Origin of the sequence: Magnetospirillum fulvum MGU-K5, from assembly GCF_000442515.1 — a bacterium.
GTDB classification, from domain to species: Bacteria; Pseudomonadota; Alphaproteobacteria; order Rhodospirillales; family Magnetospirillaceae; genus Phaeospirillum; species Phaeospirillum fulvum_B.
This window is the reverse complement of the sequence record NZ_AQPH01000028.1, coordinates 25,086-41,006: the sequence shown is the minus strand read 5'-3', so window position 1 is coordinate 41,006 and position 15,921 is coordinate 25,086. Positions and strand designations below refer to the sequence as shown.

Sequence of the window (15,921 nt, the reverse complement as noted above, 5' to 3'; positions counted from 1 at the left end):
GGCTCCCGGACTGGCTCCGGAGGCAGGCGCCCGGCTGCTGCGCGAGGCCAGCCAGCTCGACCTGAGCGGACAGCCCCGCTTTGTGCTGCATCTGCTGCAACTCGACGGCCTGTACCAGGGGCGGCAGACAACCCGCACCATCGTGCTGCGCGGCAGCGGCAATGCCGCGCTGACCGGAGTGATGGCGGCGCTGACCGTCGCGGCCGTCGCCCGCGATGCGGTGCCGCCCGGCAGCCATTTCGCGGCCAATATCCTTGATCCCGACGCGACGATCGACCGGCTTGTGTTGAGCGGAGCGGTGGACGTCCTGACCGAAACCGACGGCCCGATCTCTGCCCTGGCAGATTGCGAGGAGGGCACATTGTGAGAGAGCCAGACGATCTGGCCGCGATCGCCGATCAGGCCGCCTCGGCGGCTCTGGCGGCACGCGGGGCAACGGCGGAGACAATCGCCGCCTTGCCCGACTGGCTGGAGCAGGTCGAACGGATCAGCCTGAGCGCGATCGCCGCCTTGCTCGCCAGGAGTGGCGCCCTGCCTGCCGAGGGACCGCCCCGCCGGACCGAAGCAATCGTCGCCGGTCTGGGCACGGCATCCCGCCACGGCTGGCTGGTGCACCGCTGGCTGGCCGCGCTGATCCGACGTGGCTGGCTCAGTCGGAACGCAGACGGTGGCCTGGGCTGGATCGCTCCGCCAGCACAGTTCGGCATCGACCCGGCCGGACTGGACCCGGCCTATCACGCCCTGGGCTTCCCCCCCACGATGGCAACGGCGCACCGAGCGGCACTGGAACGATTGGGGGCGCTGGTCCGCGACGACATCACCCTGCAACACCTGCTGTTCCGCGATGGTGACGTGCTGACCGCACTGGCCGCTTATCAGGATAATCTGTTCACAGCGGCCCTCAACGCCGCAGCAGCGGCCCTGGCCGCCCGACGGCCTCGATCTCGCCTCCTCGAACTTGGTGGCGGGGCTGGCCTGACCACGGCGGCGGCGTTACGGGCCTTGGCTGGCTCGGCTGCCAGCTACCGTTTCACCGACGTATCGCGCTTGTTCACCGTGGCGGCGGAACGACGTTTCTCTGGCACGCCGGGGCTGATCTGCGCCCCGCTCAACATCGACGAGGACTTCGCGGCCCAGGGTGTTGCCCAGGGCTCGGTTGAGATCGTGCTGGCTGGCAACGTCCTGCACAACGCCCGCGACCTGGGCGCGACCCTGGGCTGGATACACCGCAGCCTGACCCCGAACGGCTGGCTGATCCTGACCGATTCGATCCGCGAAACCGACGCGATCCTGACCTCGATGCAATTCCTGTTATCGCCGCCGCAGGGTGGATCACCCCCAGGCGGCCGCGACCGACGCCCATGCGGTCAAGCCTTCCTCGACGCGCCCGGCTGGGCCGACCAACTGGCCGCCGCCGACTTCACCCTGTGTCTCGCCCGACCCAACCCGGCCTCGCCCCTGGCCGCCGCCGGGCAATGTCTCCTCCTCGCCCAGAGTGCCCGATGACCTCCCTCCCCCCATCCCTGCCCGACCAGATCCTGACCGCGCTCCGCCAAATGGGCTCACGTCCTGCTTTGTCTTCGGGCGAACGGAACTGGAGCGGTGCCGACCTCGCCGCGTTGTGCGACAGCGCCACCGCCCGGCTGGACTCCCACCCCGGCGACAGCCTGCCGTGGCCGCCTGCCACCGCCGACGATCCGACCCTTCTGCCGACACGGCTCGCGGCGTTGCGTCTCGGCCAGCCCCCGGAGGCAACCGCAATCCGCTCTCTGAGCGACCATTTTCCACCCGGCAGCCGATTGACACTGCTTGCCCCGCTAAGTGGATTTGGCGGCAATGCCGCGCTGGCCTGCTGGCGCAGCGGCGGCCACGTCCTCCACCAGCCAGGAGCGGATTCCTCGCCCGGCCGGGCGCTGCGACAGCTTGAACAGAACCCGACCGAGGTGGCCGCGCTCTCTGCCCCACTGCTGCGCGCCCTATCGCACCATCCGGCGCTGGCATTGGCCGATTTCGGCCCGCTGCGGCACATATTACATGACGCTGGAACCTTGAGCGCGACCGAGACCGCACCCTGGCGCAACCGCGACATCCCCCTGATCGGCCTGCCCCTCGCCACCTCGACGACGGATTGGCTGGCCGAGGCCGAAGCGGCGGTCGAGACAGATATGGCCGGATTCGACTTCGCCGCCACCGTGGCCACGGTGGAGCGGCTGGGCTATACGGCCCTGCTGTCGATGCTGAACGCGCTACTGCGGCGCGGTCTGTTCACCCGGCCCGAGGCGCGCCACGACACGGCCGAGATCCTGCTCCGGGCCAAGGTGGCAGAGGAGCACCAGCCGCTGATCCGGCGCTGGCTGCGGGTGCTGGAGGAACACGGTCTGCTGCACCGCGACGGCGCGAGATGGCGGGCGGCACCAGCGGTAGAGGATTATACCGACGACGCGCTGGCGCGGGCCTGGGATGGACTGGAGCGAGACTGGCGCATCGACACCGGCGGCAACGGCACCATCGCCTATGCCCGCAGCAACACCGAATGCCTGCCCGACCTGATGGCCGGTCAGGTGCGGGCGGTGCATCTGCTGTTCCCAGAAGGCCGCACCGATCTGGCCTGCGCTCTATACCGCGAACCCGTCTCCGCCCGCTATCAGCACCGAATGGCGGCAGCGATGGTGAGCCGGATCGCCGCCGATTGGTCCGGCCAAGCTCCGCTGCGGCTGCTGGAGGTCGGGGCTGGCACTGGGGCGACCTCGGAAACGCTGTTGCCCGCACTGGCCGCGACCGGCTGCGCGCTGGAATACTGGTTCACGGATGTATCGCGCTTTTTCCTCGATCAGGAAGCGGGATGGCTCGCGGCCTATCCCTTCGTCCGACGCTGCCGGTACGACATCGACCTCCCCCCGATCGCCCAGGGCCACGCCGCCGGTTCATTCGACGTCGTGATCGCTGGCGGAGCACTCAACGCTGCCCGCGACACCGACGCCTCGGTCAGCTGGCTGCGCGAATTGCTGCGCCCAGGCGGCTGGCTGGTACTGACCGAGCCGACGATCGAGGAAGTGTGGGTGATGGCCTCGCAAGCCTTCATGCTGGCCGAGGCACGCGACGGCCGCCGCCACACCGACGCGACCTTCCTGTCGCTGCCGCAATGGCACGCGGTGCTGGACAGGGCCGGACTGCACCGGGTTGCCACCCTGCCCCGGCCCGATCATCCGCTGGCGCGGCTGGGACACCTCGTTTTCCTCGCCCAGGCCGGGCGAGAGGAGCCGACATGAGCCCGGCCCGGCCCAAGCCCCGGCGGGTGGTCGTCGCAGGAACGGCCTTCGGCAGGATCTATCTCGATGCCATCGCCTCGGCCCCTGACGAATTCACCCTGGCCGGAATCGTGGCGCGGGGGAGCGAGGAATCCCGCCGTCACGCCACAGAACGCGGAGTGCCGCTCTACACCTCGGTCGCGGCAGTGCCCAACGACATCGACCTCGCCTGCGTGGTCGTGCGCTCGGGCGTAACAGGCGGGGCTGGGGCAGAGTTGGCCCAAGCCTTGTTGCGGCGGGGCATCCCGGTATTGCAGGAGCATCCGGTTCATGTCGCCGAGATCACCGCCGGACTCCAGGCGGCACGACTGGGCGACACCGCTTACGCGGTCAACACCCTGCACCCCAACCTCCGCGCCGTGCGCCAGTTCCTCGCCGCCGCCGCTCATCTGCGCCGACATCATCCTCCGCGCTTCCTCGACGCCGCCTGCAACAGCCAGTTGGCCTATCCCCTCCTCGACATCCTCGGCCGGGCCGTGGGGGGGCTGCGGCCCTGGTCGTTTCACGATGCACCACTACGTCCCGCTCCCATGGCCCCATTCCTTACCCTGGCTGGCACGGTCGGCGGAGTGCCGCTGACGCTACGGGTGCAGAATCAGGTCCATCCCGACGACCCCGACAACCATTCCTTCGTGCTGTACCGGGTCGCACTCGGCTGCGACGCCGGAGTGCTGACCCTGGCCGACCTCCAAGGGCCGGTGCTGTGGACACCCCGGCTGCATGCCCCACGCGACGCAACCGGCCGACTGCGGATGAACGGTCCCGGTACCGAGCGGCTGGCGGTGGCCAGCACCTCGATTCTGGGCGGGGAGACGCCTGCCAGCTTTCACCAGATGTTCGCCCAGACTTGGCCGGAAGCGGTGCTGGTCGCCCTGCGCGGGCTGGCGCGGGCCGTCGATGATCAGGCGGCGCGGCAGCGGGAAGGGTCGTGGGCGCTCGACGTGTCGATGGCCTGGCGCGACCTGACCGGACGGATCGGCCTGCCTGAGATCATCCGCCCGACCGAACCGATGCCACTGGCGCTCGATGAACTGGAAGCGGCAGTCCGAGCCGCCGAATAGAGACCGCGCAACGATCGCGGACATTGGAAGGAAGCGAAGAATGCGGTGCAGTCATGTCCTGGTCTGGGTCGAGGATCTGCATCGGGCGGTGCGGGATTATCGTCATCTCGGCTTCGAGGTCGAATACGCCACCGACGCCCGCGATGCCCGTCATGCCCATGTCTGGTTCCCGCAAGGTCCTATCCTCGAATTGCTCACCACCCCCGGCCATGCTGGCGCCTTCCGTTGGTTGATCGATCTGATCGCTGGACGCGGCGCCGGACGTCGGATGGCAGGCTGGGGCGGCAATGGCGAAGGATTCTGTGACGTGGCGGTGGTCAGCGCCTCCGCCGAGTTGGACCCCGTGCTACGCGACCTCCGCCGCGACGGGCTGGCAGTCGGCCGGGCGGTACGCTGGGTGCGGCGGCGGCCGGACGGACAGCGCACCCGTTTCCAGTTCGCCTATCCGGTCGAACCCCGCCTGCCCTTCCTGGTCAGCCCCTATGATCCACCGCAGCATCCTACCGTCCAGACCCATCGCAACGGCGCCTGCGGGATCGCACGGGTCCGGTTGGGAGTGGCGGCAGGAGATGAGGCCGCTATGACCCGGCTGGTCGACGACGACCCGACCTTCGCACTCGAACCAGCCGCCGTCACTGGAGTGAAAGCGGTCGAACTGGCCGGACTGCATCACGAACTCGACCCGCTTCTGTTGCACGGGGCTGTGATCCGGCGGGCACGAGAACAATCAGCTGGTCTTGCCGCGACAGCCGTTTGTTCTAATTGCAAGTGATAGTGATTTGCACTTAATATCCCCCTCATCAGGGCGAGGGGGATGGCTTTCGCTGAAGGGCTGCGTACAAGATGAAGCAGGATGGTTCTTCCCGGTGCGCGTCCGGGGGTGGCGGTAACGACGATTATAACAGCCTATTCGAGGATGGAACCGGCCGACTCCCCCGCCTCAACGCCCGCTTCGTCGAATTGAGGCCGGGGATGACAGCCGCGCTGTATCGCGGCACCGGGCAGGAGGAAACCCACGCCGATCTGATCAACAACAGCCCCTATGTCCATTTCACCTGCCTGCTGAAGGACCGATCCCGCACCCAGGTCCGGGGGCACGATCTGTCGCCCGACATCGGCGAAGGCTATGTGGTGTTCGCGCCGGGGGAACGGTTCTCGGTCGATTATGGCCCGAATTACGCCCATGTCGATCTGATGCTGTTGCCGGAAACGCTGGCGGAACTGACCGGGGACGATGGGTCCGGCCTTGATGACGAAATCAGCGGCGGCTTCGTGATGCAGGGAACCCCCCCAGGCCAGAGAATGATCGATGCCGCGCTGCGGCTCGCCGAACATGTCGAGGCACCCCAAGGCCAGCGTCTTTATTTATACGCTGCCGCCCTCGAATTCCTCGCCGGTCATCTCGGCGGCGGCGCGCCCGACCCGATCCCGCCGCGCGAACGGCAACGGCTGATCGCGGCGCGTGCCCGCCTGTTGCGCGACCTCAGCGCTGCCCCGACCATCGCCGAACTGGCGCGTGAGATCGGCCTTAACCAGCTCAAACTGAAACAGGGTTTCAAAACCCTGTTCGGCTCAAGCATCTACGCCCTGTTCCAGCAGCACCGGATGGAATACGCCCGACAATTGCTGCGCAGCCACAGCGTGACCGAAACCGCTCTGATGCTGGGCTACAACAACCTCAGCCATTTCAGCACCGCCTTCCGCAAGCAGTTCGGAATCCTGCCCCGCCACGAGCGCAAGGGCCTGACCAACTAACCGTGAAGGCACGTGTGGGCTCCCCCCACACCCGCCCAGGCCCCCGGCCCTAGACTCTCCCTTGATCGGGGTGAGAGCGGCCTGCCTTGCCCCCTCCCACACTGGTGAAACGCAGATAATCCCGATCCGGGCATTTTTCCGCCCGGTTTCGGGGGGAATCTTCCGACCAAATTGATAATGAAAATCATTATCTTTTAATGCCCGCCGGTGAGCAAAGGAATCTGTGATGAAGCCCTCCTTTCATGCGTGGCCGGATCATCTGGCAGAACAGTACGAACGGAAAGGCTATTGGCAGCCGCTAACGCTGGGACAGCATGTCCACGCCTGGGCCGCTTCCTTCTCCTCCCGCATCGCTCTGGTCGATGGGGCGCGGCGAATGTCCTATGCCGAACTCGACGCCCGGATCGACCGGCTGGCAGCCGGGTTCCACGCCCTTGGTCTCGCCGCCGGGGACCGGGTGTTGGTACAATTGCCCAACAGCATAGGCTTCGTCACCGCCTGCTTCGCCCTGTTCCGCCTCGGCGTGGTGCCGGTTCTGGCGATGCCAGCGCAGCGCGTGGCCGAGATCGACGCGTTGTGCCAGTTGGCCGAGCCAGTCGCCTATCTGCTGCCGGACCGCTTCCTCGGCTTCGACTACCGGCAGATGGCCGAGCAGGTTGCCGCCCGCCACCCCGCGCTGCGCCTGCTGATCGTCGATGGCGCGCCGGGCAGAGGGCATCTGACGCTGGAGGGGATCGAGCGCCCGGCGGCGCGTGTCTTCACCGGTCCCAGCCATCGCGACGTCGCCCTGCTGCTCCAATCCGGCGGCACCACCGGCACCCCCAAACTGATTCCTCGCACCCATGCCGATTACGCCTACGCCGCTCGTGCTTCGGCGGAAATATGCAGGATCGGTCCCGACAGCGTGACCCTGGCCGCGCTCCCGCTGGCACACAATTTCCCATTATGTTGCCCTGGCCTGCTCGGCACCCTCGGCCAAGGCGGCCGGGTGGTTCTGGCCCGCACGCCCGGCTTCGACGAAGCGTTTCCACTGATCGCCATCGAAGGCGTCACCCACACCGCCCTGGTCCCTGCGTTAGCCCGGCTGTGGGCGTCTGCCCGCGCTTGGAACCAGGAAAATCTCTCCAGCCTGACCCTGCTCCAGATCGGCGGGGCCCGGTTGGAGCCGACGGCGGCAGCGGATATCCGCACCGCTCTAGGATGCCCGATCCAGCAGGTGTTCGGCATGGCCGAGGGGCTATTGTGCTACACCCGGCTGGACGATCCCGACACCGTGACCCTGGCCACTCAGGGCCGCCCACTCAGCCCGGACGATGAGGTGCGGATCGTCGATACCGAGGGTCGCGACGTGACGCCGGGCGAAACCGGCGAGTTGCTGACACGGGGGCCATACACTATCCGCGGCTATTTCCGGGCCGAGGCGGTCAACGCCACCGCCTTCACCCCGGACGGCTTTTTCCGCTCTGGCGACCTCGTCCGCCGTACCGCTGATGGCAATCTGGTCGTGGAAGGCCGGGTCAAGGACCAGATCAACCGTGGCGGCGAGAAGATCGCGGCCGCCGAAATCGAACAGCATCTGCGCGCCCATCCCGCCGTGCGCGACGCGGCGGTGGTGGCGGTGCCCGACCCCCGGCTGGGCGAACGCAGTTGCGCGGTGCTGATCGCGCCGGAAGACCCGCCCGATCTCGACCGACTGCACGCCTTCCTGCGTGATCGCGGCCTGCCTCGCCATAAATGGCCCGACCAAATCACATTCGCCCGCTCCTGGCCGCTAACCGCGATCGGCAAAATCGACAAGAAGCAATTGGCGCAGCAGGCCCTGATCCGCCAGAGCGACACGCCCCGCCCTTATCTGGAGATGGAGGTGGCGCTGGCTGGCGATCCGCTCGACATGGCAGCGCGGATCGCCGCCAACGATCCAGCCGAAGCGCTGATGATCTATGAACGCGGCGGGGAATGGTCGATCGGCCTCGGCCGCGCCGCAGAGATCCTGGCCGATGCCGATGGTCTGGTGGTGCGCAATGGAGACGAAGTGCGGCGATGGGACGGCCCGAACCTCGCCGCCCTGATGACCGAGGCGCTGTCTGCGCTGCCGTTCTCCGGTTGGCGCGCCTATGGCACCGCTCAGTTCGAACTGGCGCGTCGGTTCCAGGATTTGCCGCTGGCTGCCGATGCGGCGCCGTTGCTGCATATGGTCCTGCCTGAAAGCGAAATCCGCCTCAGCCAGGGACGGGCCCTGTTACGCGGCCTCGACCGGCCCACCCTCGACGCGTTAGCCCGCCAAGTGAAGGCGCTCGAACTGAAGGCCGCGCCCCACCGGCCCACCACCGCCCGGATTGAGGTCGCCGAGGTAGAAACCGCCGAAGCCGAACCCTATCGCCGCCGCGTCGCCGCCGCTGTCACCGAGATCCACCAGGGCCATTATCAGAAGGTGATCCTGTCGCGGCGGGTCGAACTGGCCACCCCGCCCGACCTGATCGCCAGCTATCTGGTCGCCCGCCGGGCCAACACCCCGGCCCGTTCCTTCCTCCTGCGGCGTGATGGCTTCGCGGCAATCGGCTTCAGCCCGGAAACAGTGGTCGAGGTTGCCGCCGATGGCGCGGTCAGCACCCAGCCGTTGGCAGGCACCCGTGCCATGGGCGGCGATCGGGCCGAAGAGGACCGGCTGCGCGCCGAATTGCTTAGCGACGCCAAGGAGATCGCCGAACACGCGGTGTCGGTCAAGCTGGCCTGCGAGGAACTGAACTCGGTCTGCGTCCCCGGCTCGGTTCAGGTCTGCGACTTCATGTCAGTGTGTCGGCGCGGCTCGGTCCAACATCTCGGTTCACGGGTAGCGGGACGGCTAACGGCGGGACGCACCGCCTGGGACGCCTTCGCCGTCCTATTCCCGGCCGTCACCGCGTCCGGCATCCCGAAACGCCCGGCGATTGAGGCGATTGGCCGCCACGAACCCGGCCCGCGCGGGCTGTACAGCGGTTGCGTCATGATCGCCGATGCCGACGGTTCCCTCGATGCCGCCTTGGTGCTGCGCACTGTCTATCGGCGGGGCGACCGGGCATGGCTCCAGGCCGGAGCCGGGCTGGTCGCCCTCTCCACCCCGGAGCGGGAATTCCGTGAAACCTGCGAGAAGCTGAACAGCGTGTCGCCCCATCTGATCGCCGCAGCACCGGCAGAGGAAGACGACCACGCCCTGGAAGAGGCCCGCGCATGACACAGGATCTCCCGCTGGGGGCGTCGGCAAAGGCCGCCGCCTCGTTGTCCACCCCTGTCTCCCCCGATTGGCTGCGGCTCCAGGTGCGGCCGCTGCTATCCAATCCCGGCCGTGCGCTGGGTGACGACGACGACCTGATCGAGGCCGGGCTGGATTCGCTTCAGGTGATGCGACTGGTCGCCAGCCTGGGTCAGGCCGGGGTGGCCGTCACCTTCTCCACCCTGATTGAGCGCCCGACACTGGCGGCGTGGTGGGCGCTGATCAGCGCCACCGCCCCGACTGCGACCAAGGAAACCGAAGCCAACGCGGCCAACGGCGCGGATGATGGCACCCCCTTCGCCCTCACTGACGTCCAGCACGCTTATTGGATCGGCCGCCGCGACGATCAGCCGCTCGGCGGAGTCGGGTGTCACGCCTACCTAGAACTGGACGGCCGTCATGTCGATCCAAACCGGCTGGCGGCGGCATGGGGGCGAGTGCGGCAGAGTCATGGCATGCTGCGCGCCCGCTTCCACGAGGATGGCAGCCAGAGCATCGGCCCGCTTGATCACGCCGTTACGTCGCTACCGGTACATGATCTGCGCGGTAACGCGCCCGAGGCCGTGGACGCGGCCCTCGCCGCTACCCGAGACCGCCTGTCACACCGCCGCCTCGCCGTCGAGATGGGCGAGGTGGCCGGGCTGGAACTGAGCCTGCTGCCGGGCGGGGCGACCCGGATTCATTTCGACCTCGATCTGCTGGTCGCCGACGTCCACAGCTTGCATCTTCTGCTGCGCGACCTCGCCGCCGCCTATGCTCGCGATGCCGCGCCGCCAGCCCCGGCCGGATGGAGCTTCGCCGCCTATCTCGCAGACGAGGAACGACGCAAGGCGGCTCACCATGACGCCGACCGCGCCTATTGGCAGCGGCGGCTGGCTGATTGGCCCGGTGCTCCGGCGCTACCGCTGCGACGGCAGCCGGAGGAGATCGCCCAGCCGCGCGTTCGCCGCCATCAGCACCGGCTGAGTCCATCGGCCTGGGAAAACCTACGCAACCACGCCGCCTGCCACCGCCTCACCCCGGCGCTGACATTGGCAACCGCCTATGCCGAGATCCTGGCGCGCTGGAGCGCAAGCTCGCGCTTCCTGCTCAACCTGCCATTGTTCGACCGCCAGGGGAGCGATCCGGCGCTAGGCGAGGTTGTCGCCGATTTCACCAATCTGCTCCTGCTCGCGGTCGATTGCGGCGCGGACCAGACGTTCACCGATCGTGCCCGCACCCTCCAGGCCGGACTGCACGCCGACATCGCCCATGCGGGCTATTCCGGAGTCCGGGTGCAGCGCGACCTCGCCCGACTGCGACCGGGGGAGCGGAGCTTCGCCCCGGTGGTGTTCGCCTGCAATCTTGGCATCCCGTTGCTCGGCGAAGAGGCATCTGCCGTGCTCGGTCGGCTCGGCCACATGATCTCGCAGACGCCGCAGGTGTGGCTCGACCATCAGGTTTACGAACTGGAAGGCGGGCTGCTGCTGACCTGGGATGCGGTTGAGGATCTGTTCCCCGAGGGGCTGATCTCAGCGATGTTCGCCGCCTATGTCGAACTCATCGAAACCCTGGCCGCCACTCCGGCAGCATGGGAGCAGTCGGTCGCGATAGCGCTGCCGACAGAACAACGGGCGGTGCGGGCGGCGGTTAACGCCACCGCCTCGCCTTTGCCGCCGCACCTGCTGCACGACCCGATATTCGCCCTGGCGCGGGAGAGGCCCGAGCAGGTGGCACTGATCGAGCGACAGGGCACGCTGAGTTACAGTGCGCTGACCCGCCACGCCCTCCAGGTCGCCGCCCTGCTGGTGGAATGGGGGGTGCGGCCGGGCGACCCGGTGATGGTAACGATGCCGCGCGGCATCGGCCAGGCGATCGCGGTGCTGGGGGTGCTGGCGGCGGGCGGCTGCTACGTCCCGGTCGGGATAGGACAGCCACAGACCCGGCAGGCCCGTATCCAGCGCACCGCCGACATTCGCCATGTCCTGCTGCCGACCGACCTCGCCGCCGCCACCCGGCTCCCGCCGCTCGACCGGCCGGTCGATGTCGCGCCGGATTCGCCCGCCTACATCATCTTCACCTCGGGCTCGACCGGCGAGCCGAAGGGGGTGGAGGTCACCCACCGCGCCGCAGCCAACACGATCGACGCCATCAACCGCCGTTACCGGATCGGCCCGACCGACCGGGTTCTGGCGGTATCGGCGCTCGATTTCGATCTGTCGGTTTACGACATCTTCGGCCTGCTCGGAGTCGGCGGGGCGGTGGTGATGGTCGAAGAAGAGGACCGGCGCGACGCCACCGCGTGGCTCGATCTGATCCACCGCCATCAGGTGACGCTGTGGAATTCGGTTCCGGTGCTGCTCGACATGCTGCTGACGGCGGCAGAAGGGACGGAAACGGTATTGCCGCTGCGGCTGGCGCTGGCCTCGGGCGACTGGGTCGGGCTCGACCTCGCCGGACGCCTCGCCGCCACCACGGCCAGCACCGGCCGACTGGTCGCGCTGGGTGGCGCGACCGAAGCGGCGATCTGGTCCAACGCCCAGGAGGTGCCCGCGACACCGCCGCGTTCGTGGCGGTCGGTCCCGTATGGCACCCCACTGGAGAACCAGTGCTACCGGGTCGTCGATCCGCGCGGGCGCGATTGCCCCGACTGGGTGACGGGGGAATTGTGGATCGGCGGCACGGGCTTAGCCACCGGCTATCGCGGCGATCCGGCGCTGACGGCGCAACGCTTCGTCCAGGCCGATGGCCAGCGCTGGTATCGCACCGGCGACCTCGGCCGCTACGTGCCGGATGGAACGCTGGACTTCCTCGGCCGTGCGGACCATCAGGTCAAGATCCGGGGGCACCGCATCGAACTGGGCGAAATCGAAGCGGCATTGCACGCCTTGCCCGAGATACGCCAAGCGATTGCGCTGGCGGTGGGCCGACCACCGGCCCTGGCCGCCCTGCTGGTGCTGAAGCCGGACGCTCCGGCCGAGGCGATGGCAACGATCCGCGCCGGTCTGGCCGAACGGCTGCCCGAGGCAATGATCCCCACCACCCTCGTGGCGCGTGATGCGCTGCCGCTATCGGCAAACGGCAAGGTCGACCGCGCAGCTCTTGCTGCTCTACTGACCGAGGCCGCCGCCACCCGGCCCGAGGTCGGCGAACCGCCCCGCCCCGGGACGGAACAGCGGGTCGCAGCCCTGTGGTGCGAGGTGCTCGGGCTCGAACGCGTCCGCCGCCGTGACGATTTCTTCATGCTCGGTGGCGACAGCCTGCTGGCGACCCGGCTGGTGGCCCGGCTGGGCCAGCATGGCCTATCGGCCGACCAGCCGTTGCGGCTGCTGTTCGCCCAGCCGGTACTGGCCGATTTCGTCACCGGCCTGAGCGAGGCCAGCCCGGTGGGAGACGCAGCCCCGCTTCTTCCCGACATCGACCACCGCGCCGAACCGTTTCCGCTGACCGAGGTGCAGCAGGCATACCTGACCGGACGGGAGTCCGGCCTACCGCTGGCGTGCGGCACCACCTACGCGCTGGAATTCGACGGGGAAACAGTCGATCTGAACCGGATCGCGGCAGCCTGGACACGGCTGGTCGACCGCCATGAGATGCTGCGCGCGGTGCTGACCAGCGACGGACGGCAACGAATCCGCACCGAATCCCCGCTGGTGACGGTCACGTGCGAGGAACTGCCCGGAGCCGATGCCGCCGCCGCCAGCCAGCACTTGCGGGCATGGTGGGATCAATGGGCGGCCGAACGCGGCGACGGGCCACCCTTCGACCTGCACGCGATCAGCTATGGCCTAGGGCGCTGCCGCTTCGGCATCGCCATCGATTACCTGCTGCTCGACGGTTTCAGCGTCAAGCTGTTGTTGGGCGAGTTGATGACGCTGATGCGCGACCCCGCCATCGTCCTGCCGCCGCTTGGCCTATCCTTCCGCGATTATGTCCTCCAGGTCAGCCCTGTCGCCGAGGACGTGGCACGCGCCCAGGCCTATTGGCGCGCCCGGTTCGACGATCTGCCACCATCCCCGGCCCTGCCGCTCGCAGCCGACCCCACCACCCTCGCCCCGGTGCGGTTCCACCGTCATGAAACCCGGCTGTCGGCCGAACGCTGGCAGGACGTGCGGGCGCGGGCGCGTGAACATGGCCTGACCCCATCGGGATTGCTGCTGACGGTCTATGCCGCCACCCTGGCCCATTGGAGCGGAGGCGAGGCGCTGACCCTCAACCTCACCCTGTTCGACCGCCGCGACGTTCATCCCGATATCCACCGGGTACTGGGCGATTTCACCACGCTGGCGCCGGTGGCGGTCCATCCTCGTTCGGGCGACAGCCTGCTGACCTTGGCGCGGCGAGTGCGGGACGAACTGGCCGAGGTGCTGGAGCATCGCGCCGTCTCCTCGATCTGGGTCCAGCGCGAACGTGGCCGCCGCCTCGGCCGGGCTGCCGCCCTGCCGGTGGTGTTCACCAGCACGCTCGGTCTCGCCGACGAGGTGCTGCGCGCCCCCCCGACCGGCTTCCCCGCGTTGGCGGCAGGCGGCTTCTCCGAAACCCCGCAGGTGTGGCTTGATCATCAGGTTTACGAACTGGACGGTGACCTGCGGCTGACCTGGGATGTGGTGGAGGGGCTGTTCCCCCCCGGCCTGATCGACGAACTGGTCGCAGCGCAGCACCGCTGGCTGGAAGAGCTGGCTGTCGATCCGGCGGCGTGGCACCGGCCCGATCCCGATCTGCTGCCGACCGGGCAGCGGACACGGCGCGAAGCCCACGTCGAGACCCGTGCCGCCCCAGCCGGACGCGGGCTGCATCAGGCATTCTTTGATCTGGCTCGGGCCAGACCGGAACGGCCAGCGCTGTTCGACGGCGGACACGAGATTTGCTATGGCGAACTCGCCGGGCGTGCCCTGCGGCTGGCGGCCGTACTGCGCGCCGAAGGAGTGGAACGCGGCGAGCCGGTCGCGGTGTCGCTGCCACGCGGTGCCGATCAGGTCGTGGCCGTACTGGGAGTACTGGCGGCCGGGGGCTGCTATGTCCCGATCGGCCCCGATCAGCCATCGGCACGGCGGCAGCGCATCCTGACGACCGCCGGTATCCGCCAGATCGTCACCGCCGCCACCGTCGCCAGCAGCGCCGACCGCGTTCCACTCGAGCGGCCGGTCCTCGGCAACGGCGAGGAGAGCGCATACATCATCTTCACCTCAGGCTCGACCGGCGAGCCGAAAGGGGTGGAGATCACCCACCGCGCCGCGCTCAATACCATCGACGCGGTCACCCGCCAGCACGGCATCGGTGCCGATGACCGGGTGCTGGCGGTGTCGGCGCTCGATTTCGACCTGTCGGTCTACGACATCTTCGGACTGCTCGGTGTCGGTGGCGCGGTCGTCGTCGTGTCAGAGGAAGACCGGCGCGAGGCAACGGCCTGGTTGGAACTGATCCGCCGTCACCGCGTCACTGTGTGGAACAGCGTGCCGGTCCTGCTCGACATGCTGTTGACGGCAGCCGAACGCGCGGTCGAGCCGTTACCGCTGCGGGTGGCCCTGCTGTCGGGCGACTGGATCGGGCTAGACCTGCCGCCCCGGCTGACGGCCGCCACCGCCGGTTCCGGCCGATTCACTGCGCTCGGCGGCGCGACCGAGGCGGCGATCTGGTCCAACCAATTCGAGGTAGAGGGTGTGGCCCCCGCCGGATGGCCCTCGATCCCCTATGGCGTTCCCCTACCCAACCAAGCCTACCGAGTGGTCGGCGCACTCGGACAGGATTGCCCCGATTGGGTGCCGGGTGAATTGTGGATCGGCGGGGCCGGGCTGGCGGTCGGCTATCGCGGTGCCCCGGCGTTGACCTCCGAACGTTTCGTCACCCAGGCCGGTCGGCGCTGGTACCGCACCGGCGATCTCGGTCGTTTCCGCCCCAGCGGGCTGCTTGAATTCCTCGGCCGTCACGACCACCAGATCAAGCTGCGCGGCCACCGCATCGAACTGGGCGAGATCGAAGCGGCATTGCATTCCCTGCCCAACGTCCGCCACGCCGTCGCGGTCCTGCTCGACACACCCCACGCACTCGCGGCGGCGGTGGTGTTCGATCCCGATCCGGCCAGCGTCAATGAAATCGAGGCTCGGCTGCGGGCTGGTCTAGCCGACCGCCTGCCCGAATACATGATCCCCTCCCGTCTCGAAGCGATTGATCGGCTCCCGCTTTCAGCCAACGGCAAGGTCGATCGTGCCGCGGTGCAAGCTTGGTTCACGGCGAGTGCCCGTCCAACCGGGGTATCCGCCCCGCGCGGCCAATTCGAAACCGCACTGGCTGCGGTCTGGGCCGAGATTCTCGACCAGCCGCATGTCGGCCGCGACGACGATTTCTTCCTGCTCGGCGGCGACAGCCTCCGCGCCACCCGTATCGTCGAGCGGCTGTGTCGCGATGGCCTGACACCCACGCCTGCACCGCTGCGGCTGTTGTTCGCCAACCCGACCTTGGCCGGATTCGCCGCAGGCCTGAGCGAACATCTTGCCCATGGTCGCCCCACGGCCGTCCCCAGGGCGGAAGCGGCGGAACCATTTGAAATGGGCGCGATCTGAACCATAGA

General features: G+C 68.3%; 7 protein-coding genes and 1 pseudogene. All 8 read left to right on the top strand.

Features of this window, described 5'->3' with window-relative positions; translation table 11 throughout:
• Nucleotides 1-367: pseudogene (locus K678_RS19045) on the top strand (hypothetical protein); the annotation flags it as partial.
• The gene (locus tag K678_RS08940) at nucleotides 364-1,506 is read left to right on the top strand and encodes a class I SAM-dependent methyltransferase (protein ID WP_021132137.1); all 1,143 of its coding nucleotides are present in this window, start codon (nucleotides 364-366) and stop codon (nucleotides 1,504-1,506) included. The pseudogene K678_RS19045 and the gene K678_RS08940, both read left to right, overlap by 4 nt.
• The gene (locus K678_RS17705; RefSeq protein ID WP_021132136.1) at nucleotides 1,503-3,269 is read left to right on the top strand and encodes a class I SAM-dependent methyltransferase; all 1,767 of its coding nucleotides are present in this window, start codon (nucleotides 1,503-1,505) and stop codon (nucleotides 3,267-3,269) included. The genes K678_RS08940 and K678_RS17705 overlap by 4 nt, the downstream gene beginning before the upstream one ends.
• A complete protein-coding gene (locus tag K678_RS08930; RefSeq protein ID WP_021132135.1) occupies nucleotides 3,266-4,369 on the top strand; it encodes a Gfo/Idh/MocA family oxidoreductase in 1,104 nt (367 codons plus the stop codon). The genes K678_RS17705 and K678_RS08930 overlap by 4 nt, the downstream gene beginning before the upstream one ends.
• Before the next feature lie 40 nt (nucleotides 4,370-4,409).
• Nucleotides 4,410-5,141, top strand: coding sequence for a VOC family protein (locus K678_RS08925; RefSeq protein WP_021132134.1), 732 nt, complete (start codon nucleotides 4,410-4,412; stop codon nucleotides 5,139-5,141).
• Between the two features lie 200 nt (nucleotides 5,142-5,341).
• Nucleotides 5,342-6,124, top strand: a complete 783-nt coding sequence (locus K678_RS08920; protein ID WP_039852600.1) for a helix-turn-helix transcriptional regulator — start codon at nucleotides 5,342-5,344, stop codon at nucleotides 6,122-6,124.
• A 226-nt stretch (nucleotides 6,125-6,350) separates the two neighbouring features.
• A complete protein-coding gene (locus K678_RS19755) occupies nucleotides 6,351-9,335 on the top strand; it encodes a salicylate synthase (protein WP_021132132.1) in 2,985 nt (994 codons plus the stop codon).
• The gene (locus tag K678_RS08910) at nucleotides 9,332-15,913 is read left to right on the top strand and encodes a non-ribosomal peptide synthetase (RefSeq protein ID WP_021132131.1); all 6,582 of its coding nucleotides are present in this window, start codon (nucleotides 9,332-9,334) and stop codon (nucleotides 15,911-15,913) included. The genes K678_RS19755 and K678_RS08910 overlap by 4 nt, the downstream gene beginning before the upstream one ends.
• Nucleotides 15,914-15,921: the final 8 nt, after the last annotated feature.